Source organism: Cupriavidus taiwanensis LMG 19424 (genome assembly GCF_000069785.1).
Lineage (GTDB): Bacteria > Pseudomonadota > Gammaproteobacteria > Burkholderiales > Burkholderiaceae > Cupriavidus > Cupriavidus taiwanensis.
Map to the genome: position 1 here is coordinate 1356591 of NC_010530.1, position 20885 is coordinate 1377475.

At 67.5% G+C, this 20885-nt stretch carries 20 protein-coding genes; 9 read left to right on the forward strand and 11 right to left on the reverse strand.

The window, feature by feature from the left end; translation table 11 throughout:
- Positions 1-18: 18 nt before the first annotated feature.
- Positions 19-678: a type III secretion system export apparatus subunit SctR gene (gene sctR / locus RALTA_RS21715; RefSeq protein WP_012356083.1), complete on the forward strand. Its 660-nt coding sequence runs from the start codon at positions 19-21 to the stop codon at positions 676-678.
- Positions 679-692: 14 nt separating this feature from the next.
- On the opposite strand, the gene RALTA_RS21720 is transcribed toward sctR, so the two are convergent.
- Together RALTA_RS21720 and RALTA_RS21725 are read right to left on the reverse strand one after the other, a co-directional pair.
- Positions 693-1211 carry a GNAT family N-acetyltransferase gene (locus RALTA_RS21720; protein ID WP_012356084.1) on the reverse strand — a complete coding sequence of 173 codons (519 nt, stop codon included), beginning with the start codon at positions 1209-1211 and terminating at the stop codon, positions 693-695.
- Positions 1212-1276: 65 nt separating this feature from the next.
- Positions 1277-1924 (reverse strand): TetR/AcrR family transcriptional regulator, encoded by a 648-nt coding sequence (locus tag RALTA_RS21725; RefSeq protein WP_012356085.1) that lies wholly within the window; start codon positions 1922-1924, stop codon positions 1277-1279.
- Between the two features lie 69 nt (positions 1925-1993).
- Here RALTA_RS21725 and RALTA_RS21730 point away from each other — a divergent pair, with 69 nt between their 5' ends.
- Positions 1994-3469 carry a phytoene desaturase family protein gene (locus RALTA_RS21730; protein ID WP_012356086.1) on the forward strand — a complete coding sequence of 492 codons (1476 nt, stop codon included), beginning with the start codon at positions 1994-1996 and terminating at the stop codon, positions 3467-3469.
- 216 nt (positions 3470-3685) lie between these two features.
- Here the strand turns inward: RALTA_RS21730 and RALTA_RS21735 are convergent, their stop codons facing one another.
- Together RALTA_RS21735 and RALTA_RS21740 are read right to left on the reverse strand one after the other, a co-directional pair.
- Positions 3686-4996, reverse strand: coding sequence for a sensor histidine kinase (locus RALTA_RS21735; RefSeq protein WP_012356087.1), 1311 nt, complete (start codon positions 4994-4996; stop codon positions 3686-3688).
- Positions 4993-5733, reverse strand: a complete 741-nt coding sequence (locus tag RALTA_RS21740) for a response regulator (protein ID WP_012356088.1) — start codon at positions 5731-5733, stop codon at positions 4993-4995. The genes RALTA_RS21735 and RALTA_RS21740 overlap by 4 nt, the downstream gene beginning before the upstream one ends.
- 236 nt (positions 5734-5969) lie before the next feature.
- Here RALTA_RS21740 and RALTA_RS21745 point away from each other — a divergent pair, with 236 nt between their 5' ends.
- The 3 genes from RALTA_RS21745 to RALTA_RS21755 all read left to right on the forward strand — a co-directional run bounded on the left by RALTA_RS21745 (position 5970) and on the right by RALTA_RS21755 (position 8832).
- Positions 5970-6683 (forward strand): cytochrome c biogenesis CcdA family protein, encoded by a 714-nt coding sequence (locus RALTA_RS21745; RefSeq protein ID WP_012356089.1) that lies wholly within the window; start codon positions 5970-5972, stop codon positions 6681-6683.
- A gap of 3 nt (positions 6684-6686) precedes the next feature.
- Entirely contained in the window at positions 6687-7226 is a 540-nt protein-coding gene (locus tag RALTA_RS21750) for a thioredoxin family protein (RefSeq protein WP_012356090.1), read from the forward strand.
- Between the two features lie 274 nt (positions 7227-7500).
- Positions 7501-8832 (forward strand): nucleobase:cation symporter-2 family protein, encoded by a 1332-nt coding sequence (locus tag RALTA_RS21755; protein ID WP_012356091.1) that lies wholly within the window; start codon positions 7501-7503, stop codon positions 8830-8832.
- 27 nt (positions 8833-8859) lie between these two features.
- Here RALTA_RS21755 and RALTA_RS21760 read toward each other — a convergent pair whose 3' ends face one another.
- Positions 8860-9435, reverse strand: a complete 576-nt coding sequence (locus RALTA_RS21760; RefSeq protein WP_012356092.1) for a M23 family metallopeptidase — start codon at positions 9433-9435, stop codon at positions 8860-8862.
- 147 nt (positions 9436-9582) lie between these two features.
- On the opposite strand from RALTA_RS21760, the gene RALTA_RS21765 reads away from it, so the two are divergent.
- Complete coding sequence (locus tag RALTA_RS21765) at positions 9583-9891, forward strand: TFIIB-type zinc ribbon-containing protein (RefSeq protein WP_012356093.1); 309 nt, start codon at positions 9583-9585, stop codon at positions 9889-9891.
- 59 nt (positions 9892-9950) lie between these two features.
- On the opposite strand, the gene ggt is transcribed toward RALTA_RS21765, so the two are convergent.
- Positions 9951-11552: a gamma-glutamyltransferase gene (ggt, locus tag RALTA_RS21770; protein ID WP_157877220.1), complete on the reverse strand. Its 1602-nt coding sequence runs from the start codon at positions 11550-11552 to the stop codon at positions 9951-9953.
- A 384-nt stretch (positions 11553-11936) separates the two neighbouring features.
- Between ggt and RALTA_RS21775 the strand changes: the two genes are divergently transcribed.
- Entirely contained in the window at positions 11937-12734 is a 798-nt protein-coding gene (locus RALTA_RS21775; RefSeq protein ID WP_012356095.1) for an AraC family transcriptional regulator, read from the forward strand.
- A 10-nt stretch (positions 12735-12744) separates the two neighbouring features.
- Here RALTA_RS21775 and RALTA_RS21780 read toward each other — a convergent pair whose 3' ends face one another.
- A complete protein-coding gene (locus RALTA_RS21780; protein ID WP_041232554.1) occupies positions 12745-14382 on the reverse strand; it encodes a hypothetical protein in 1638 nt (545 codons plus the stop codon).
- Positions 14383-14527: 145 nt separating this feature from the next.
- On the opposite strand from RALTA_RS21780, the gene blaOXA reads away from it, so the two are divergent.
- On the forward strand, positions 14528-15367 hold the full coding sequence (gene blaOXA, locus RALTA_RS21785) for an OXA-1206 family carbapenem-hydrolyzing class D beta-lactamase (protein WP_012356097.1): 840 nt from the start codon (positions 14528-14530) through the stop codon (positions 15365-15367).
- Between the two features lie 89 nt (positions 15368-15456).
- Here the strand turns inward: blaOXA and RALTA_RS21790 are convergent, their stop codons facing one another.
- Together RALTA_RS21790 and RALTA_RS21795 are read right to left on the reverse strand one after the other, a co-directional pair.
- Complete coding sequence (locus tag RALTA_RS21790) at positions 15457-16914, reverse strand: carbohydrate porin (protein WP_012356098.1); 1458 nt, start codon at positions 16912-16914, stop codon at positions 15457-15459.
- Positions 16915-17411: 497 nt separating this feature from the next.
- Entirely contained in the window at positions 17412-18383 is a 972-nt protein-coding gene (locus RALTA_RS21795) for a Bug family tripartite tricarboxylate transporter substrate binding protein (RefSeq protein WP_012356099.1), read from the reverse strand.
- A 309-nt stretch (positions 18384-18692) separates the two neighbouring features.
- On the opposite strand from RALTA_RS21795, the gene RALTA_RS21800 reads away from it, so the two are divergent.
- Positions 18693-18929 (forward strand): DUF2795 domain-containing protein, encoded by a 237-nt coding sequence (locus tag RALTA_RS21800; protein ID WP_012356100.1) that lies wholly within the window; start codon positions 18693-18695, stop codon positions 18927-18929.
- Positions 18930-18966: 37 nt separating this feature from the next.
- On the opposite strand, the gene RALTA_RS21805 is transcribed toward RALTA_RS21800, so the two are convergent.
- Together RALTA_RS21805 and RALTA_RS21810 are read right to left on the reverse strand one after the other, a co-directional pair.
- Positions 18967-19278 (reverse strand): hypothetical protein, encoded by a 312-nt coding sequence (locus tag RALTA_RS21805; RefSeq protein ID WP_012356101.1) that lies wholly within the window; start codon positions 19276-19278, stop codon positions 18967-18969.
- Positions 19279-19736: 458 nt separating this feature from the next.
- Positions 19737-20855 carry an alkene reductase gene (locus RALTA_RS21810; protein ID WP_012356102.1) on the reverse strand — a complete coding sequence of 373 codons (1119 nt, stop codon included), beginning with the start codon at positions 20853-20855 and terminating at the stop codon, positions 19737-19739.
- Between the last annotated feature and the right edge of the window lie 30 nt (positions 20856-20885).

Here is a 20885-nt window from a genome sequence, read left to right on the forward strand (position 1 = left end):
TCCGCCCGGGTGCATGCGATGAACAGCGGACTCTACAATCCGGTCCTGATCCTGACCATCATCCTGACGTTCGGCATTGCGCCCTTCGTCGCGCTGATGGTGACCAGCTACACCAAGCTGGTGATCGTGTTCGGCCTGCTGCGCGCCGCGCTGGGCCTGCAGCAGGTGCCGCCGAACATGGTCCTGAACGGCATCGCCATCATCCTGACCGCCTACATCATGGCGCCGATCGGCTCCGATGCCTTCGACGCCATCAAGCGCCGCGCCGACGCCAACGCCGCCTTCAACGTCAACGACGTGGTCACCGTCTACGACGCGGTCAGCGGCCCACTCAAGGAATTCCTGGTCAAGCACACCGAGGAGCGCAACCGCACCTTCTTCGTTCAGTCGGCCAAGCGCATCTGGCCCGAGGGCCGCGCCGACGACCTCAAGTCAGACGACATGATGGTGCTGATCCCCAGCTTCACGCTGTCCGAGCTGACCCGGGCGTTCCAGATCGGCTTCGTGGTCTACCTGGTATTCGTGGTGGTGGACCTGATCGTCGCCGCCATCCTGCTGGCGCTGGGCATGTCGATGGTGGCGCCGACCACGATCTCGGTGCCGTTCAAGCTGCTGCTGTTCGTGATGCTGGAGGGGTGGACGCAGCTGATCCAGGGGCTGGTGCTGTCGTATCGGTGAGGGTGGGTGAGTCGCTAGCCCTTCACCTCAAATGACTCGTGATACCTGACTACACCTGAGGGCACGTGCGGGCCCAGCGCAATGGCTTGAAAGTACTCCGCCGGAACCCCGGGTAGTACGAGCGATGACTGTGCCGAAAATCCAAAGCGGGAATAGTAGGCCGGTTCTCCGAGTACTACGCAGCCTTGCGCGCCGGACTGTCTGAGGCGATCCAGGGCCGCACGGATGAGCTGCGAGCCAACCCCAATGCCTTGCTGAGCAGGCAGCACCGATACCGGACCCAGTCCGTACCATCGCGCACTTCCGTCTGAGATTTCGATCGGGGAGATGGCGACATGCCCGACAACCTGGCCAGACAGTTCCGCGACAAGCGAGATCTCCAACTGTCCGGCCGCCCTCAGGGCCGCGATGATCAATGGTTCCGTGCCACTGGAGTGGGTGGCGACGGCGAAGGCGGCCTGTGTCACCTCGGTAATTGCGTGTGCGTCGTCCGGACGCTCGCTCCTGATCAGGAGCGCATCAGTCGTGGTCATTCAGTTTCCTAGAGTCGATACGCATGGAAGCCCAACCGAAAGGCACTGAGTCTTGTGCTGAACGCCTATCGCCTTCGCGATCCCGCTTGAGGCCTGGTACCGGACGCAGTCTCATCAGCATGGGCGGCGCCCTGCATAAAGAAATCCAGGGCTTTGCCAAGCTCGTCCTCCAGGTCCTCGTCCGGGCCGCTCAACCAGGTCATGACGGCACTCAGATACAGGAAATGCAGATAGTGCGCCAGGCGCTCGGCCGCCGTATCAGGCCGGATCTCTCCGGCCTGTTGGGCCTGTTCGATGAGCTGCACATACAAGGGAAGCATGTCCGAACTGGTCTGCTGCGCCATGCCATCGCGCACTTGCTGGAAGCGGAAGCGGATATACGGCGCCGCATACTGGCGATGGCGTTCCCACCAGTTGGCCGAGCCATGCCACAGCGTTGCCACGCGTGCGACGAAGGACTCCCGACTCAGAACGTGGTCCGCCACCGCCGCGTGCAGGTCTTGCTCGAGTTCGTTGTGCATCCAGTGCACCAGCACCGCCTCTTTGACGGGGAAGTGGTTGTAGAGCGTGCCTCTCGCCACATCCGCCTCTGCCGCGATCTGTTCCATCGTGACCGCTTCATAGCCGTCGCGTTCAAACAAGGCGTGCGCGGCGGCAGCGATGCGGTCACGCGTCTGCTTTCTTTTACGGACAATCCGATCGTCTTCGCTCATCGCAGTTGCGGCTTAATTGGACATTGTCTAGTATTGTACATTGTCCAATATCGCGAGGGGAAGTCGTTCATGCGCGCAAGGAAGGAATTTCCGACGGTGGTTATCGGCGCCGGGCTGTCAGGATTGGCCGCTGCGCTTTCGCTGTCTTGTCGTGGCATCCCGGTGATGGTTGTGGAGGCGCAGCAGAGCGCGGGCGGATGCTGTTCGACCGAAACATCCGACGGATATACCTTTAACAATGGCGCGGTATACGTGGCCGTGCCTTCGTTGCTACGTGCCGCCTTCGGGCGCCTGGGCCTGAGCTTCGATGACGAAGTCGAGCTCGTCGGTATTGCCAAGCCCCACGCGACTTTCCTGGACAATGGCACCGCCGTGCACCTTTCCACCGCGGAGCATTCGTACGTGGACGGCGCCGACCACAACCGCCGCACGCAGGCGCTGCGAGACGGGCTTGCCAGGCTCGGAGACGATTGGCGTCCGATCTACACAACCCTGGTCCGCGACGTGCTTCCGGAAGAACCGTCGCTGCTACGTACGATCGGCAAACTCTGGAGGCACCTGCCGCGAATGGGCGGGCACATAAACGGCCTGATCGCGTCCTATTTTCCAGACGGGGATCTGCAAGCTGCCGTCGCTTCGACGTTGCTCTACACGGGCCTGGCGCCCGACCGGCTCCCCGCGACACAGATCATCGGCTTGCTGGCTTTGCTGGATGAAGGCTTTCACCTGCCGCGCGGCGGCATGGGCGCCATTTGTGATGCACTGCTGCGAGCCCTGCAGGGTCGATCCGTCCCGGTACGTTTCGGTACCCGCGTCAGGGAGATCGCCGTCAGCGACGGTCGGGTGCATGGCGTTGTGCTCGCCGACGGAGAACACATCCCAGCCTCGCACATCGTCGCCACGTGTTCGGGATTGGGTGTCGTGAAGAACCTGCTGCGTGCCGCCGACGTCCCGCGAAGCCTGGCCGCAAAGGCAGATAAGGCTCCGTTGTCGCACAGAGCCATCTCCATCCAGATCGGATATTCCGGTGCTGCGGCAGCTGACGCGTTCATCGTCAACCATGTACCGGCGATGGAAAAACAAGGCGCCATGCACGTTATGAGACCCGGCGTCCCGCAATGGATTGCGTACACGCAGCCAACGCGGGTTCTGCCAGAACTGGCACCAGGAGACAGGCATATCATCGAGTTGTACGCGCCCGCCGGCGATCTTCGCTCGGTATCCGAATGGAATCCGGCATGGAGCGATTCGGCAGTGGACAGATACCTCGACGCGTTGCAGAGGCGAGTGCCCGGCATGGCCATCGAAAGGATCCGCGTGCTCGATCCGCAGGACTTTGCCCGCGAACGACAACTGTATGAAGGTGCGCTGTATGGCATTGCCCCGGGTTCGCCACCCCACCGATTCCTCCCGCACCGGACACCGATCCGCGGGCTTTATCTGGGCGGGCAAGCGACGTTCCCGGGCTATGGCGTGCCGTCGGCAATGCTGTCTGGCATACAGTCCGCGGAGTCGCTGGTTGCGGACCTGTCTCGGTCGAGCTGACTTAATTGTCCAGCGTGCGCCGGGTGGCATCAGCCAGGAAGAAGCACCCGCTCCTCCGGCGATCCACAGGGGATACATTTGAATTTTGCTTACCGGATTCGGGGGATCGGGCCGCCGCGCGGACCTATGTGTGGCATGTCCGTGAACGGATTTCGCAGGGGCATCGGCCCTCTCCCTCCACTCTTCCGCAAGCGGGAGAAGGGAGAAGACACGCTTTCAGGCTGGCAGGCGCAGCGTGGCTTGCAGGCCGCCGCCTTCACGATTGGCCAATTGCAGCGTGCCGCCCAGGGCCTGCGTCAGTTGCTGCGCGATCGCCAGCCCGAGGCCGGTGCCGCCGGTGCCGCGGTTGCGCGAGGTTTCGACGCGGTAGTACGGCTGCATCACGCGCTCCAGTTCCGCCTCCGGAATGCCTGGCCCGCGGTCCTGCACGGCGATCTGCAGCCAGCCATCGTCCTGCCGCGCCACCGCCAGCGTGACCTCCGCGCCGAACTTCAGCGCGTTGTCGATCAGGTTGGTCAGGATGCGCCGCAGTGCCTGCGGGCGTGTCAGCAGCGGCGCGCCGGCCTGGCCTTCGATGGCGATAGTATGGCCGGCGTCCAGATAGTCGCCGGCCAGGCTGTCGAGCAGCGCATCGGGATCGATGCGGGCCGGGGTCTCGGTGCCGCCCTGCAGGGTGCGCGCATAGGCCACGCCCTCGCGCACCAGGTGCTCCATCTCGCGCAGGTCTTGGTAGAGCTTCTGCTGGGTCGGCGACGCCTCCATCAGGTCCACGCGCAGTCGCATGCGCGTGATCGGCGTCTGCAGGTCGTGCGAGATCGCGGCGAGGATCTGCACGCGTTCATCCAGGTAGCCCGCAATGCGGGCCTGCATGGCATTGAACGCGGCCGCGGCATGGGCCACCTCGGTGGGCCCGGTTTCGGGCACGCGCTGCGCCTTCAGGTCCGGGCCCAGGTTCTCGGCGGCGCTGGCCAGTTGACTGAGCGGGCGCGTGACCACGCGCACCGCCAGCCAGGCACACGCCACCAGCAGCGCCAGTTGCGCCGCCAGCATCGCCAGCAGCCACGGCGATACCAGCGAACGCTTGGGCTGCACGTCGATCGTCAGCGGGTTGCCGTCGTGCAGCCGCAGGTGTACCTGGAAGCCGCCCCCCGGCTGGGCGCTGGCCGAGACGGGATAGCGGCCCTGCAGCGCCTCGGCGATGGTGTCGACGGCCCTGCGCGCCATGGGCGCGCGCGGCGGCTCGCCCGGGGTGCCGGCATCGAGGCGGTAGCTGTAATTGTCGCGCCGCACGCGTTCCAGCCAGGCGGCGCGCTGGTCCGCCGGCAGCATGTCGAGCATCGCCACGGAGCTGGCCACGTCGCGCTCCAGGTTGCCCAGCATCAGCCGGTCGGCCACGTTCTTGCGCTCCATCATCACCAGGCTGTACGACAGGCTCTGCGCCAGCACCAGCCCGACCAGCAGGATCACCATCAGCCGCGCGAACAGCGTACGCGGCCATGCCAGCCTCTTGCGCGCGCGCCCGCTCATGCGCGCTCCTCGCGGATTTCGACGGCGGCGCTGAAGACATAGCCACCGTTGCGCACGGTCTTGATGTAGCGCGGCTCGCGCGCATCGTCGCGCAGGCGCTGGCGCAGGCGGCTCACCAGCAGGTCGATCGAGCGCTCGAAGAGTTCGGCGTCGCGGCCCTGGGTCAGGTTCAGCAACTGGTCGCGCGTCAGCACCCGCTGCGGGTGGTCGACGAAGACGCGCAGCAGCCGGTACTCCGCGCCGCTGAGCGCGACGATTACGTCCTGCTCGTCGATCAGGTGGCGGGCGTTGGTGTCCAGCCGCCATGGGCCGAACGCCAGCACGCTGGCCGCCTCGGTGACCTGCAGGTTGGGCGGCAGCATGCGCGTGCGCCGCAGCACCGAACGGATCCGCGCCAGCAGTTCGCGCGCGGCGAAGGGCTTGACCAGGTAGTCGTCGGCGCCCATCTCCAGCCCCAGGATCCGGTCGGCTTCCTCGTTGCGCGCGGTCAGCATCAACACCGGCAGGTTGCGCCGCTCGCCCGCGCGCAGGTCGCGGCACAGCGCCAGCCCGTCTTCGCCGGGCAGCATCAGGTCCAGCACCACCAGGTCGACCGAGCCCTTGTCCAGCGCCGCGCGCATCTCGCGCCCGTTGGCGGCCAGGGACACGCGCATGCCGCTGCGCTCGAGGTAGGCGGCAACCAGTTCGCGGATTTCGCGGTCGTCGTCGACGATAAGGATATGGTCCTGCGGGGTCATGGCGGGTCCCGGAAACAAAGAAAAGAAGCAGAAAAGGCGCAGCGGCCGGCTGCGGCACGGCAGGCCGTCGCCTGCCCTGGTGCCGCCATTATGGGGCGCTGGCGGCGCGCTTTGTATCGCTGTGTATCCGGCCCGGCGCCGGACAAGAAACATTGCACAGCGGACCGGACCTGGAAACAACGTGGATACGCCGGCGCGATGCAATGCCGTCATCGCCAATCCGGGAGTCCACCGCCATGATCGATGCCTACCTTGCCTTTGCCGCCGGCGTGCTGACGATTGCGTCGCCGTGCGTGCTGCCCGTGCTGCCCATGCTGCTGGGCGCTTCGCTGGGCCAAACCAGCCGCCTGCGCCCGCTGGCGATCGCGCTGGGTTTCGTTTCCGCCTTTTCTGCGTTGGGCATCGTCTTCGGCGCGCTCTCCAGCGCCTTCAGCGACGCGCCGGGGGTGGTGCGCAACGTGGCCATCGCCGTCCTGCTCGCCGCCGGCCTGGCCCGGCTGTGGCCGGCCGGCTTCGGGCGCCTCACGGCACCGTTTGCCGCGCCCTTTGCTGCGCTCACCGACCGCGCCGCCGGCGCCGGCAGCCGCGCCGGCAACGGCCTGGCCGGTGGCTTCGTGCTGGGCATGACGCTGGGCGCGGTATGGACGCCCTGCGCCGGCCCGGTGCTGGCCTCGATCCTGGCGCTGGTGGCCAAGGTGCAGGACCTGCACCGCGCCGCCGGGCTGCTGGCCCTGTTTGCCGCCGGCGCCGCCGTGCCGATGCTGGGCATCGCCTACGGGGGCCAGTTCGCCACCACTCATGTGCGCAGGCTGGCACGCCATACGCCGCGGCTGCAGCAGGCCTTCGGCGTGCTGGTGGTAGCGACCGCCATCGCCATGTACTTCCAGTACGACACGCTTGCCGTCGCCTGGCTGACCTCGCTTTTCCCCGCAACCCAACCTGGAGCCTGAACCATGCCCCGCATCCTTCGCACACTGTTCGCCGCGGCCGCCTTTGCCGTCGCCCCGCTCGCCATCCAGTCCGCCGCCGCCGCGCCTGCCGCACCCACCGATTACGGCAAGGCGCCTGAATTCACCGGTATCGGCAAATGGCTGAATTCCGAACCGCTGACCGTTGCCGGCCTGCGCGGCAAGGTCGTGCTGGTCGACTTCTGGACCTACAGCTGCATCAACTGCATCAACACCCTGCCCCATGTGCGCAAGTGGTACGACAAATACCGCGACCAGGGCCTGGTCGTGGTGGGCGTCCACACGCCGGAGTATGCGTTCGAGCGCTCCACCGGCAATGTCCAGGCCGCGCTCAAGCGTTTCGACATCCGCTACCCGGTGGCGCAGGACAACGCCTATGCCACCTGGAACGCCTGGCGCAACCAGTACTGGCCCGCCCTGTACCTGGTCGATGCCGACGGCAACGTGGTCTACAAGCACTTCGGCGAAGGCCAGTACGCCGAGACCGAGGCGGCGATCCAGAAGGCCCTGTCGCAGCGCCGCTGACGGGTGCGAAGCCGCCCTGGAGGCGGCTCTCGGGGCGCCCGCCTTGTCTTCCCGCGCATGGGAGTTGATACAAATTGTATGCAATCTTTGTATCACGGTTCGCTGATCCCTGTTATTCTTGCACGCCTGTTGAGGCGGGATGCAGTGCCTGCCCGCCTCGCTCGCGGAACAGCCGCCTCTGGCCCGCGAGCGTGCACGAGGGCGCCAGGTCCCCAGCCCGGCGCCAGAAGAACAAGACAGCCCGCAACATCCGGGCAGACGACAGGAGACTCGAATGGCGCCCTTGCTATTCCAGGTGGAAGACCGCCCCCCACGGTTGACGACGTTCTTGCTTGCGCTCCAGCACCTGCTGGCCGCGCTGGGCGGCATCATTGCGGTGCCGCTGGTCATCGGCGGCGCATTGCGCCTGCCCTCCGACCAGGTGGTGGCGCTGGTCAATGCCGCCCTGCTGGGCTCGGGCATCGTCACCATCATCCAGTGCAAGGGCGTGGGCCCGGTCGGCATCCGCATGCCGTGCGTGATGGGGACCAGCTTTGCCTTTGTCGGCGCGGCCATCAGCGTGGGTGTGGAGCACGGCGTGGCCGGCATCCTGGGCTCGGCGCTGGCGGGCTCGCTGGTGATGATCCTGGGTAGCTTCTTCATGCCGGCGATCCGCAAACTGTTCCCGCATACCGTCACCAGCGTGGTCGTGACCATGATCGGCCTGTCGCTGATCCCCGTGGCCATCGACTGGGCCGCCGGCGGCCAGGGCAGCAGCCGCTACGGCGCCCCGGGCAACCTGGCGATTGCCGTCGCCGTGCTGGCACTGGTGGTAGCGGTGGTGCAGTGGGGCAAGGGCATGCTGTCGGCCTCGGCCATCGTGGTCGGCATTGCCGGCGGCTACCTGCTGTGCCTGGCGCTGGGCCTGGTCGACTTTACCCAGTTCCACCAGGCGCCGGTGTTCGCGGTGCCGCAGCCGCTGCACTTCGGCATGTCGTTCCCGATCTCCGGCATCGTCGCCATGTCGATCGCCTTCCTGGTCACCATCGTCGAATCGACCGGTACGTTCATGGCGCTGGGCTCGGCCACGCAGCGCCCGGTGTCCGGCAAATGCCTGTCGCGCGGGATCCTGTGCGATGGCTTTGGCTCGGCCTTCGCCGCGCTGGTGTGCAGCCCGCCGCTGTCCACCTTCGCGCAGAACGTGGGCGTGGTGTCTCTGACCGGGGTGGCCAGCCGCCATGTGGTGGCGCTGACCGGCGTGATGCTGCTGCTGGCCGGGCTGTTCCCGGTGCTGGGCGCGCTGGTGGTGACGATCCCGCAGCCGGTGCTGGGCGGTGCTGGCCTGATGATGTTCGCGATGATCGTTTCCGGCGGCATCCAGATGCTGAGCACGGTACGCTTCACGCAGCGCAATACGCTGATCGTCGCGGTGTCGATCGGCTGCGGCCTCGCCGTGACCTTCCGCCCGGAACTGCTGGCGAAGCTGCCCGCCTTTGTCCACGAGGTGTTCGGCTCCGGCATCACGGTGGGCTCGCTGTCGGCGGTGATCCTGAACCTGCTGCTGCCCGGCGGCAAGGAAGCCGCCGCCGACGAAGCCGGCCACGGCACGGTCGGCGAGGCGGCCTGAACCCCAATACCCATCGCGCCGGCTGCGCTATTCCGCGCCGGCGGCCATCGATGGCTTCAGCAGCGGGTAGGGATTGATCGCCCCGCGCGCCGTGTAGATGCCGTAATGCAGGTGTGGCGGCGTGCCCCGCGCATTGCCGCTGGTTCCGACATACCCGAGCACGGTGCCGGCCGAGATGATGTCGCCGGCGCGTACGCCGGCGTACCGGTCCAGATGGGCGTAGTAGTGCAGCTGGCGCCCCGGCCCCATCACCCACACCACGTTTCCGCCCAGATTGTTGGTGCCGACGCGCGTGACGATGCCTTCGGTGGCCGACACCACTTCCCGGCCGCGCGGCGCGAAGATGTCGATGCCCTCGTGCCTGCGCCCGCCGGAGCGCGCCCCATGCCAGGTATCGCGCAGCGCTTGCGAAGCCACGCCGGCGACCGGCACCGGCAGCGCCGCCGGCTCGGGCCGGGCGGACAGGCGGGCCGCGTAGATGGCGCGCTCCAGCGGCGGCTGCAGCCATGGCCAGGCCAGCCAGCCCAGGCCGATCCAGAACGCCAGCCACGCCAGCCGGCGGACCAGCGCAAGCAAAAGGGGAACGGGACGCGATGCAGCCATATGCCTTCGACGGCAGCCTGTCGCGCGAATTCCCCGTCCAAGCCACCTTAACGGGCCGTACGCGCCACTTCTGACTGCCATGCGGACCGAACCATCGGCGCCGCGGCCGGTCATAACGGGACCGTTTTCATTGCAACAGGAGAACCCATGGACTGTCCGGTGTGCCCGCAAACCCAGCTCGTGATGTCCGAACGCCAGGGCATCGAAATCGATTACTGCCCCAAGTGCCGCGGCGTCTGGCTGGACCGGGGCGAACTCGACAAGATCCTGGAGCGCTCGGCAGCGGCCCCCACGCAGCAGGCCACGATGTACCAACCGCCACAGCAGCAGGCCCCCATGCACAGCGCGCCGCCCCAGCAGGGCTCCCAGCGCGGCTATGGTGACCGCGACCGCTACTACGAGCGCGAGCAGAAGCACTATCGGAAAAAGAGCATCTGGCACGAGCTGTTCGACTAAGCCGGCCAACGATTGAGAGAAAGGGCGACCACGGTCGCCCTTTCCACGTTGACGTCCCGCTACAGCCCTGCCGCGAGCCCGTCGCCGCGCGGATCGGCCGCACCATACATGACCCCCGTCACCGGGTCGATCAGGATGGCGCCGGCATGTCCCATGGTGTCGGTAAAGCCCTGCACCCGCTTGACCGGATGCCCGCGCCGCGCCAGTTCGGCGGTCACCGCTTCCGGCACGCGGCCCTCGATCTTGAGGTCGTTCGACGACACGCCCCAGTTGCGCCCATAGAGCAGGCGCGGCGCATTGACCGCGTCCTGCGGCGACATGCCGAAATCGACGATGCGCGTCACCAGCGCCGCCTGCGTTTGCGGCTGCCCTTCGCCGCCCATGGTGCCGTAGACCAGGAACGGCTTGCCGTCCTTCAGCAGCAGTGCCGGGTTCAGCGTATGGAAGGTGCGCTTGCCCGGCGCCAGGTGGTTCACATGCGCGGGATCGAGCGAGAAAAACGCACCGCGGTTCTGCAGCAGCACACCGGTGCCCTTGGGCACGATGGCCGAGCCGAAGTCGTGGTACACGCTCTGGATCATCGACACCACGTTGCCGTCCTTGTCGGCGGTGCCGAACCACACTGTATCGCCGTGCGGATCCATCGGCTTCACGTCAGCGCCGGCGCGCAGCATGCTGATGCGCCCCGACTGGGCCTGCCCGTGCCGCGACGACAGCAGCCGGTCCAGCGGGATCTGCACGAAGTCCGGGTCGGCGAGGTAGCGGTCGCGATCGGCAAAGGCCTGCTTGGTGGCCTCCACCAGCACGTGGTAGTAGTCCGCGGTTCCCTCGCCCAGCGCGCGCACGTCGCGCTTGTCCAGAATGTTCAGGATCTCCAGCGAGGCAAAGCCTTGCGTGTTGGGCGGTACGTTGACGGCCTGGTAGCCGCGGTAGTTGACCGTGATCGGCCGGACCCAGTCGGCGCGGTGGCGGGCAAAGTCAGCCTGCGTCAGCACGCCGCCGTGCGCCTGCAGGTCGGCCACGATCTTGCGCGCGATCTCGCCCTGGTAGAACGCAGCGGCGCCGCCCGACGCGATCTGCCGCAGCGTGCCAGCCAGGTCGGGCTGGCGCAGCGTTTCCCCGACCCCGTAGGCCGACCCGTCCGGCTTCAGGAAGGTCTGGCGAAACCCTTCAAAGCGCTGCAAGGCGCGAAATTCCGTGTCGGCCGGGTCGAGATTGACGCGGCTCCACGACGCCAGCGACGCCGACACCGGAAATCCGCCATCGGCATAGCGGATGGCATCGGCCATCAGCTCCGGCCATGGCAGGCTGCGCCCCATGCCGTGGCGCGCGTACTGGTAGGCGGCCTCCCAGCCGGCGACGGTACCCGGCACGGTGATGGCCGACAGGTAACCGCGCGCGGGAATCCGCTCCAGCCCTTTGCCTCGGTAAAGCGCAATGGTCGCGTGCTCGCCGGCACGGCCGCTGGCATTGAGCGCGCGCACTTCGCGCGTACGGGCGTTGTAGATCAGCCAAAAGGCGTCGCCGCCGATGGAGTTCATGTGCGGGTACACCACCGCGATGGTCGAAGCGACCGCGATGGCGGCATCGACCGCATTGCCGCCGCGCTCGAGCACGCGCAGCCCCGCCTGCGTCGCCAGGCGGTTCGATGAGGTCACCATGCCGCCGGTGGCCATCGGGTTGACACAGGCCGAAGGCGTGTCGCAGTACTTGCCGCCCCCCCTCGACGGCCCATGCCGGCGCGGCGGCCAGCGTCAATGCCGACCATATGCCGGCCAGGCGCAAAGCGGTGAGGAATCTTGTGCGGTGCATCGCAGGCTCCCTGGGTAACACAGCGAAGTTGCATGCCGGAGCGGACGCAACCGGCACGAGCGGTAGAGCGGATTGCCCGGATTGTCTTGCGGGGCGAGCGCAAGTTAGCCTGCGCCAGACAATCTGGCTAACGGCAAAGTCGCGTGCGGTGTCGGCAATCGGACATGAGCGGACCTCCGCCGCCGCGCTGCCCGTGCCGCCCGCGATCGCCCACCACTACCACCGGACCACGCATGCCTGCCCATGACCCCGCCCTGCGCGCGCTCGCGCGGCTGCCCCGCCCGCTGTACGGCCACATCGAAGCCCTGCCCAACCGCGTGCTGGGCTACCGCCACCGGCATCCCTGGTGCCAGTTCGCCTATGCCCTCCAGGGCGTGCTGGAGGTATGGACCGACCGCGGGCGCTTTGTCGCGCCGCCGCAGTGGGCGGTGTGGATTCCGGCCGGCGTGGCGCACCGCGTGCGCTGCGCCACGGGCACGCGCATCCGTAGCCTCTACCTGGACAACAGCGTCTGTGCGGCAGCGCGGTCCCGTTGCCGGGTGCTGACGGTCAGCCCGCTGCTGCGGGAGCTGATTCGCGCCTTCAGCCACCTGCCGGCCGAATACGACGAGCGCGGCGCCGACGGGCGCCTGGCACGCGTGCTGCTGGACCAGCTTGGCGCCGCGCCCGAAGTGGAATTCATGCTGCCGCTGCCGGCCGATCCCCGCGTGCGCCTGGTGTGCAATGGCCTGCAGCGCCATGCCGACCGCGATACCAGCCTGGCGGCGTGGAGCATGCGGCTGGCGATCTCGGGCAAGACCCTGACGCGGCTGTTCGTGCGCGAGACCGGGCTGACCTTCCGCGCCTGGCGCCAGCGGCTGCGCCTGCTCGATGCCGTGCCGCGGCTGGAACGCGGCGAAGCCGTGACCGAGGTCGCGCTGGATTGCGGCTATGAGTCGCTGTCGGCGTTTATCGCGGCATTCCGGCGGCTCTACAACATGACCCCGGGCGAACTGTCGCGCGCCAACCGCATCCTGCCGGCAGGCGGTTAGCCCACGGCCGTCAGCCCCGCTTGCGATGCCGCGCCGCTTCCGCCGCGGCATCGCGCAAAGCCGGCGGCAGCGCGCGCAGCTCGGCCACGAAAAAGGCCCGCTCCGCCGGGCGCAGCGCAGGCAACTGCCCCGCAAGCCGTTCCACCGCGGCGCAGGCGGCGGCGGTGGCGCCCTGCTCATGGGTCAGGTACCAGGCCGATTCCAGCAGCAGGTTGGCCAGCTGCAGCGGCGCCAGCCTGACGTGGCCGGCGTCGTGGTCTTCCAGCGCAAAGGCGGCCACGGCCGACCAGCGCACGAAGCCCCTGGCCGGTGCAAACGGCGCATGGAACGGCCGCAGCGCGTCGACCGCGTCCGCCACGGAAAGCGGGCGCTGGCGGCGGAACATGGCCATGCTGTCGCTGGCGGTGGCCGGGCGGTCCAGCGGCGGCGCATCGGGCCCGCAGCTGCCGCGCGCGATGCGCAGCAGGAAGATCGCATTCCACGCCGTGCCGCCGCCGACGCCAAAACGGTCGCAGATCCATTCCGACAGCCCGAGCCAGCGCATTGCCTGCCGCTGCACGGCGCTGGCCGACAGGCTGCGCCCGGCATCGATCAGCCCATGGCGCCAGAACAACCACAGGCTCAGCCCGATATTGGCCGCGGCATGCTGTACGGCATCGACAGAATCGGCTTCGTAGGCGGCCTGCAGCGCGCCCGAGAACGCGTCCAGCGCGCGCTGCGCCGCCGTCGCTGCGCCCGCCTGCGCGGGGCGCATGGCGTCGGCCTTGTGCAGCAGCGCTTCGAGGTTCAGCACCTCGAAGCGCACGCGCGGGTTGTAGCGCACCACCAGACGCAGCTCCGCATCGGCGTGCAGGTGATCCAGCCCGGCGCGCGCGCCCTCGCCGTCGCCGCGCGTATAGCGCTCCCAGGCGCGCACCACCTGTGCCATGGCCTGGAAGGCCGGCGTTGCCGCGCCCGCGTCGGCTGCCTGCGCGAGCCGGTCGAAGCGCCGCAGCGCGGCGCGGCTCTGGTCCAGGCGCCCGCAGCGGCGCCAGGCCTGGCTTTCCTTCAGCAAGGACAAGGCCTGCTGGAAGCCGTCGCCGGCCAGCCGGCGCGCCGCGCCGAAGGACTCGGCCACGGCAAAGCCGTGGACGCCCGCATGGCCGTCCTGCGCGCTGCGCATGGCTTGCGTCAGTTCGCTCCAGAAGGCCATGTCGCGCATCACGTAGCCGGTGCCATCCGCCTGCCCCGGCGGCATGGGCTGCGCGCCGGCATGGAAACCGAAATGCCGCGCCAGCGCAACCGGGCCCAGCGTGCGCCCGTTGGCGACGAAGCGCAGCCGGCGCGCGCTGGCCGCGGCCAGCCAGAACGGCCCGCGGCTGCGCTGTGCCGGGTTGGCCGCGGCCGGATCGCGCGCACGGTCGGCGCCCCACCCCACCACGATGCCCCAGCGCGCGAAGTCCGCAAACGCGCGCGACACCAGCATGCGCAGATTGGCCGCCGCGGGGAACGCGCTGCGTACCGCGGCGGCAGGGACCACGCCCTCGCCGCTGCGGTGCGCGTGCCAGGCCCGCGCGAGCAGCCAGACAGACTGGTAGCGCGCGGGTTGGCCGTCGACCTGGTAGGGGCTCGACACATCGATATGGATGGGGGCAGGCGCAGCGGGCATCAATCTGGAAGGCAGCATCAGTGGCGACGCCCGCCATGTTACGCAAGTTACAGGGCACGCGGTTGGCGCTGCGCAAGCCCTCTCCTATGCTGCGCATCACGGTCCGGGCCCGGATTGTCATTCCCTCAACTTCCCACGCACAACCATGAACAATCGTCTTGCCCGTCTGCTGGCGCCGGTGGCCTTCGGCCTCGGCCTGCTTGCCGCGCACCTGCCCGCGCTGGCCGCGCCAAAGGAAGCGCCACTCGACGCCGCGGCACTGTTCCGCCAGGCCGAGACCACCGGCACCATGGTGATCTACGACCTGCGGCGCGACCGCATGCTGACCTACAACCCGGCGCGCGCCGCCACGCCGTACTCGCCGGCATCGACCTTCAAGATCATGAATTCCCTGATCGGCCTCGAGACCGGCGCGGTGGCCGACGTCGACCACGACAAGCTGCCGTGGGACGGCAAGGTCTGGCTGGTCGGCGGCAAGGCCGTGCTGCCCGAGACGTGCAACGCCGACGTGCCGCTGCGCGTGGCCCTGCCCAATTCCTGCGTCCCGGCCTACCAGGCGCTGGCGCGCCGGGTCGGCAGCGCGGCCTACCAGCGCTATCTGACCGCGTCGCACTATGGCAACGCCGACAGCTCCGGTCCGGTCGACCTCTTCTGGCTGAACGGCAAGCTGCAGATCACCGCCTACCAGCAGATCGATTTCCTGAAGGGCCTGGTGCAGCGCACGCTGCCGTTCTCGCCCGCCACCTTCAGCGCCGTGGACGACATCACCGTGCTGGAGCGCACCGCCAATTACACCCTGCACGGCAAGACCGGCTGGGCCAACTCGGCCCAACCGGCGGTGGGCTGGCTGGTTGGCTGGGTCGAGCGCGGCAATGACGACTACCTGTTCGCGCTCAATCTGGACCTGCTGCGGCCGGAGCATGCCAAGGCGCGCATGGAGATTGCGCGCGCGGCGCTGCGCAAGGCGGGGGCGTTGCCGGAGTGAGGCCGCGCGGCACCGGCCGGCAGCCGTACCCGGTGCCCGCGCCTCACGTCATGCGGGCCGGGCGGTTACCCATCGCCTGGGCCTGCGCCTCAGAACTCGGCGTGAAACCGAACGCCATAGAACTTCGCCGGCCCACGATCCCGGTTGTAGCCCGGATTGCGGATGTACTGGAAGTTCGGGCTGATGCTGAAGTACTTGAGCAACGCGAGGCTGTAATAAACCTCCAGCACTTGCTCAGGCCCGTAGCGCAGCGCGCCGTCGCCGAGAAATGCGCCCAGGCCGCCGGCAGCGAGGTAATCCCGGTGCGGGGATCGCAGCATGTTCACGGCCATTGCCACGCCCAGTTCGTCATTGGGACGCCCCCAGGACGCGCCTTTCAGCGTGCCGCCGCCGGCGACCTGCTTTCCGATTTCGGTAAACGCGTAGGTTTCCGTCTTGTCGTCCGACATATTGGCGCGGAAGAACACCCCCAGCGAATCATTGATCTCCTGCAGCAGCGTCATGCCTACGCCCACCTTGGCATGTTCGGCGCGCACGTCGGCAACGTCGGGCGTCACGTTGTTGGCCTGCCCGAATGCGATGGCATCGCTGAACTTGCCCATCTTCGCCTTGTTGCGCCAGAGCAGCAGGCGCGCCGCGCCGGGACGGCCAGCCAGGTGATAGCGCTTCTCGAGCTCGACGATATCGCCGTAGTGCTCGAACATCCGTGTGTCGAGCTTCAGCCCGTTGGATTCCAGCGGTTGCAGGAAATGGCCAAAACGCACCGACCAGCCATCGCCCACGTATTCCAGGGACACGCCCCAGTTGTAGCCGCGCGCGTCGGCGGGATAGTCGAACGAGCCATGCGTCAGCGATGACCAGTTCAGGAACTGCGTGCGCGGATCGGAGCCGTAGGGGTTCAGGTCGAAAACGTCGAGCACGCTGAAGTTGCCCGCGGTCAGCACAACGCGGTGCTTGTCCACGGTTCGCGCAAACTGGTTGAAGTCGGCCTCTAGCGTCTCTTCGCCGCCACCCAGCCCCCAGGTCTGGCGCACAAAGGCCCGGGCACGGTAAAACGTGGGACTGGTGCCCGACGACTTGGCCAGTTCCCCGTTGGGCAATCCTCCCAGGCCGTGCAGGCCTGAGAACGGCACGCCCTGCGAGACCTCGGGATTGAAATGGAACTCCGCGCCGTGCCACAGGCGCAGGCCGAGATCAAGCGTGCTGGTGAACGAATAGCTTTTGGCCCGTTCCGTGCCGAGGCTGTTCTCGCCCGAATAGGCCGCGCCGAACGATGGCTTGCGCTGCCAGACGTAGGTGGCCTGCCCGTGGAAGGCAAGGCGGTCCTCCGTCGGATCCGGCACGGTGTCTACGGCAGTTGCACTGGAACCCGGCTGGCTGTCACCGGCGTTCTGCGCCTGTGCCGGTGCGAGGCCAATGCCCAGCAGCGCCAAAGCCAGCGCAGCGGCGGCGCGCTGCGACCATGCGCCCTTCAAGAGGGAGAGGACAAGAACAACAAAAGGGAAATGCGTAACGAACGACACGAGACCTCCCTCACGCGCTTCCATGGCGAGTGTAGGCTCGGGGCGACGGCTCGCGAAGGCAAAGCGTGGGCGCGAAAGAGCATGCGCGCCCGCCTTCCCGGCAGATCGCTGACAAGGACAATCGGGAGTGGCCACACAGGAACTGCATGGTTGCCACTACCCGCCGCTAACGGCCAGGCAGTGGCGAGATGTCGCCTTGACTGACTAGCCGTTCATTGATCGGCGTGATGCCGACAAGAACAACAGTCCATGGGGAGAACCCTTAGTGATTGACGGGCGGAGGATACCAGAAGGCTTCATCGGCCCACAAACGGTTTTTCCGGCATGCCGGCCGCTCGCGGTATTTCTGCTACACGGCCCGTCCGCCAGGCAAACAAAAGCCACCTCCGCGGCGCCATGGCGTTCAGTTACGGTATCAGACACTACCGTCATTCCCGCGCAGGCGGGAATCCAGCGTCTTGAAGTCAATGGGTTCCCGCCTGCGCGGGAACGACTGTGGTCAAGTGCGGCCCAGCCAGTCCTCAGGACCCCGCCTTGTAATTCGTATCCTTGACGATCTTCGCCCACCTTGCCGCGTCCTCGGCAATGATGGCGGCGAACTGCTCGGGGGTGCCGCCCACTACCTCGTAGTCGATCGCGGCCAGCCGTTGCCTGATGTCGGGCTGCGCCAGGATCCGGTTCATCTCCTGGTTCAGCCGCGTGACGATCTCCTTTGGCGTGCCGGCCGGGGCCAGCAGGCCGGCCCACGAGTTGAACGCCATGCCGTCGAAACCGGCTTCCTGCATGGTCGGCACGTCAGGCAGCGCAGGGGAGCGTTTGGGCGCGAACACCGCCAGCGGACGCAGCTTGCCGGCCTTGATCATCGCCATGCCGTTGAACGGGTCGATGGTCATGTCGACCTCGCCCGAGACCACCGCCTGCATTTGCGGGCCGGTGCCGCGGTACGAAACGCTGACCACGTCGGGCGTGCCCGCCGCGCTCTTGAAGGTGGCGCCGATCAGCTCGATCATGCTGCTGCCGGCCGACAGGCTCAGCGGCCGGGACTTTGCCTTGGCCAGCGCGACGAATTCCTGCACGGTCCTGGCAGGCACCGAGGGGTGCACCACCATCACGAAGCCGATATTGCTGATCTGCGAGATCGGCGCGAAGCTCTTCAGCGGCTCATAGCCGGCCTTGTACAGCACCGGGCTGAGCGTCTGCGCGCCGGCGGTATTGAGCAGCAGCGTATAGCCGTCCGGCGCCGCGCGCGCCACCACGTCGGTGCCGATGATGCCGTTGGCGCCGGGACGGTTTTCCACCACCACCGATTGCTTCAGCGCCTCGCCCAGCTTCTGCGAAATCAGCCGCGCCACCACGTCGGTGGCGCCGCCGGGGGCGAACGGCACCACCATGCGGATCGGCTTGCTGGGATAGGTGTCGCTCCAGGCCAGCGCGGGCATCGCGCTCAGCACGGCGGCGCACAGCATCAGGCGGCGGCGCGGATTGGGTTGCATCGGGTTGTCTCCTGGATGGATGGCGATGGTCGGAAGCGGTGCCGGCATCCAGGCCGGCCCTACCATTATTCATATTTATGAATTTTATTTTACGCACATAAACTTTACCGTCAATTCAGGGTATGTGCGGACAGACGACGAACCCCGTCCAAAAAGGCCCCGGGGACGCTGTGCCGATGGCACATGCCTTGCATTCCATCAAAGTTCGAGACTGGGGAGCGTAGCGCCCGGCGCTGGAGTCTGGCTTGCGCAGGTGCTTCCGGATCGGTGGCATCGCGCTCGATCGGCGCAATCCACTGGAGACAAACGATGGCAAACGACAAGCGGCCGCAAGGCAACCCGAGCCCGGATCGATGGGATCCGGACGCGCTCGGGCAGGCACTGCGCGGGCTGGACTATCCCGCGACGCGTGGCGCGTTGATTTCGACCGCACGCGACAACGCCGCGGACGACGCGATCGTGGATGCCCTGATGGGCATACCCGAACAAAACTACCGCAATGCCGCGGAGGTGTCCGAAGCCGTGGCGCGGCAACTGGGCGCCTAGCAGCCACCGCCCGACACCGGGGCCTGTGCCCCGGATGTCAGCGTCGGTCGCTGTACAGCGGATCCAGATCGTCCCGGAACAGCTTGCGCAGCGGCATGGGGTACTGGAACGCCAGCACGGGTTCCAGCGCGTCCTGCAGGTCCCGGAACACCTCGAACAGGCGCCGCCTGCCGACACTGTCCCGGCCGAAGACATAGACGTAGGCACTGCCCCGCCACGCCAGCGTGGCGGCCCCGAACGGCGGCCCCACGTCGGCGAGCCGGCAATAGCGCGAACACAGCGCCAGGGCATGCTTTTCCGGCCCGGTCGGCTCGTGGTCCAGGTCCGTTACAAACGGCGCTTGCAGCACCGGTCCAAGCGATAAAGGGTGACCCTTGGGGTATGCCGGCGCAAGGCTGTGGTCTGGCGACTGGTGGACAGGCACGGTCTCGCTCCTCCTCTTGTTGTTCTCGTCCTCGCACCGCCGCATTGGGCGAACTTCACCGTCTTGGCGGTGTCCCGGGTTGCCGGCATGGCCTGCCGGCATGGCATTTCCTGTGTGTCCCGGTCAGGCGTGCCCCCCGGCGCGCCGGACCGCGATGAATCAATAAATAGGAATGATTCGCACCTTCATGTTGTTTTGGCATCCCCAAAAAACAAAGCGCCCGCCGGGGCTGACCTGGCGGGCGGGGACGGTCTGAATGACAACGCATTCGGACAGGGCCGATCATGCCCAGTTATGCGTTCGCGGGCATATCCCTCTAAAGCAGTAACGCTGCGACACGCCGTATGCGACGGCCCTGTCGATCAAGTCCGCTGCGGGACCGCTCAGGCCGCCGCGGCGTGCGCCAGCGTCGGATAGTCGGTCAGGCCTTGCGCACCGCCGCCGAACAGCGTCTCGCGCTGGTGCTGTGCCAGCGGCGCGCCGACGCGCAGGCGCTCGGGCAGGTCCGGATTGGCCACGAACGGACGGCCGAACGCGATCAGGTCCGCCCAGCCCGCGGCGACGGCTTCGCGCGCACGCTCCGCGGTGTACTTGCCGGCATAGATCAACACGCCCGGGAACGCCTCGCGCAACGTTTGCTTGAACGCCACCGGCATCAGCGGCGCGTCGTCCCAGTCCGCTTCCGCGATGTGCAGATAGCCCACGCCGAGCCGGGACAGCAGCTTCGCAGCGCCCAGATACGTGGTTTCCGGATCGTCGTCGACGCAACCGTTGAGCGTGGTCAGCGGCGCCAGGCGGATGCCGACGCGCGATGCGTCGCCGGTTCCCTCGATCAGGGCCTGCGTGACTTCGCCAAGGAAGCGCAGCCGGTTCTCCAGCGAACCGCCGTATTGATCCGTGCGCGTGTTGGCGCCCGAGTCGATGAACTGGTTCACCAGGTAGCCGTTCGCGCCGTGCAGCTCGACGCCGTCGAAGCCGGCCGCGATCGCATTGCGCGCCGCGTCGCGGTACTGGTCGACGGTCTCGCGGATCTCGTCCACCGTCAGGGCACGGGGCACCGAGGCCTGGACGAAACCGGGAGTGCTGCCGTCCTCCCCGGCAATGAAGACATTGACGCCCTGCGCCTGGATCGGCGACGAGGACACCGGTTGCCGGCCGCCCAGCAGGCTGGTGTGGCTGAGCCGGCCGACGTGCCAGAGCTGCGCGAAGATGCGGCCGCCGGCAGCGTGGACCGCGCCGGTCACCTTGCGCCATCCGGCCACCTGCGCCGGCGTGTGGATGCCCGGGGTCCAGGCGTAGCCCTTGCCCAGCGGGGCGACATAGGTGCCCTCGCTGACGATCAGGCCGGCGCCGGCACGCTGTGCGTAGTAGGCGGCCATCAGGTCGTTGGCTTCGTCGCCGGGCTGGCTTGCGCGCGAGCGCGTCATCGGCGGCATGACGATGCGGTTCGGCAGCGTCAGGCCACCCAGTTGCAGCGGTTGAAACAGCGGATCGTTGCTCATGGTGCTTGTCCTGTCAGGTCATCGGGAATT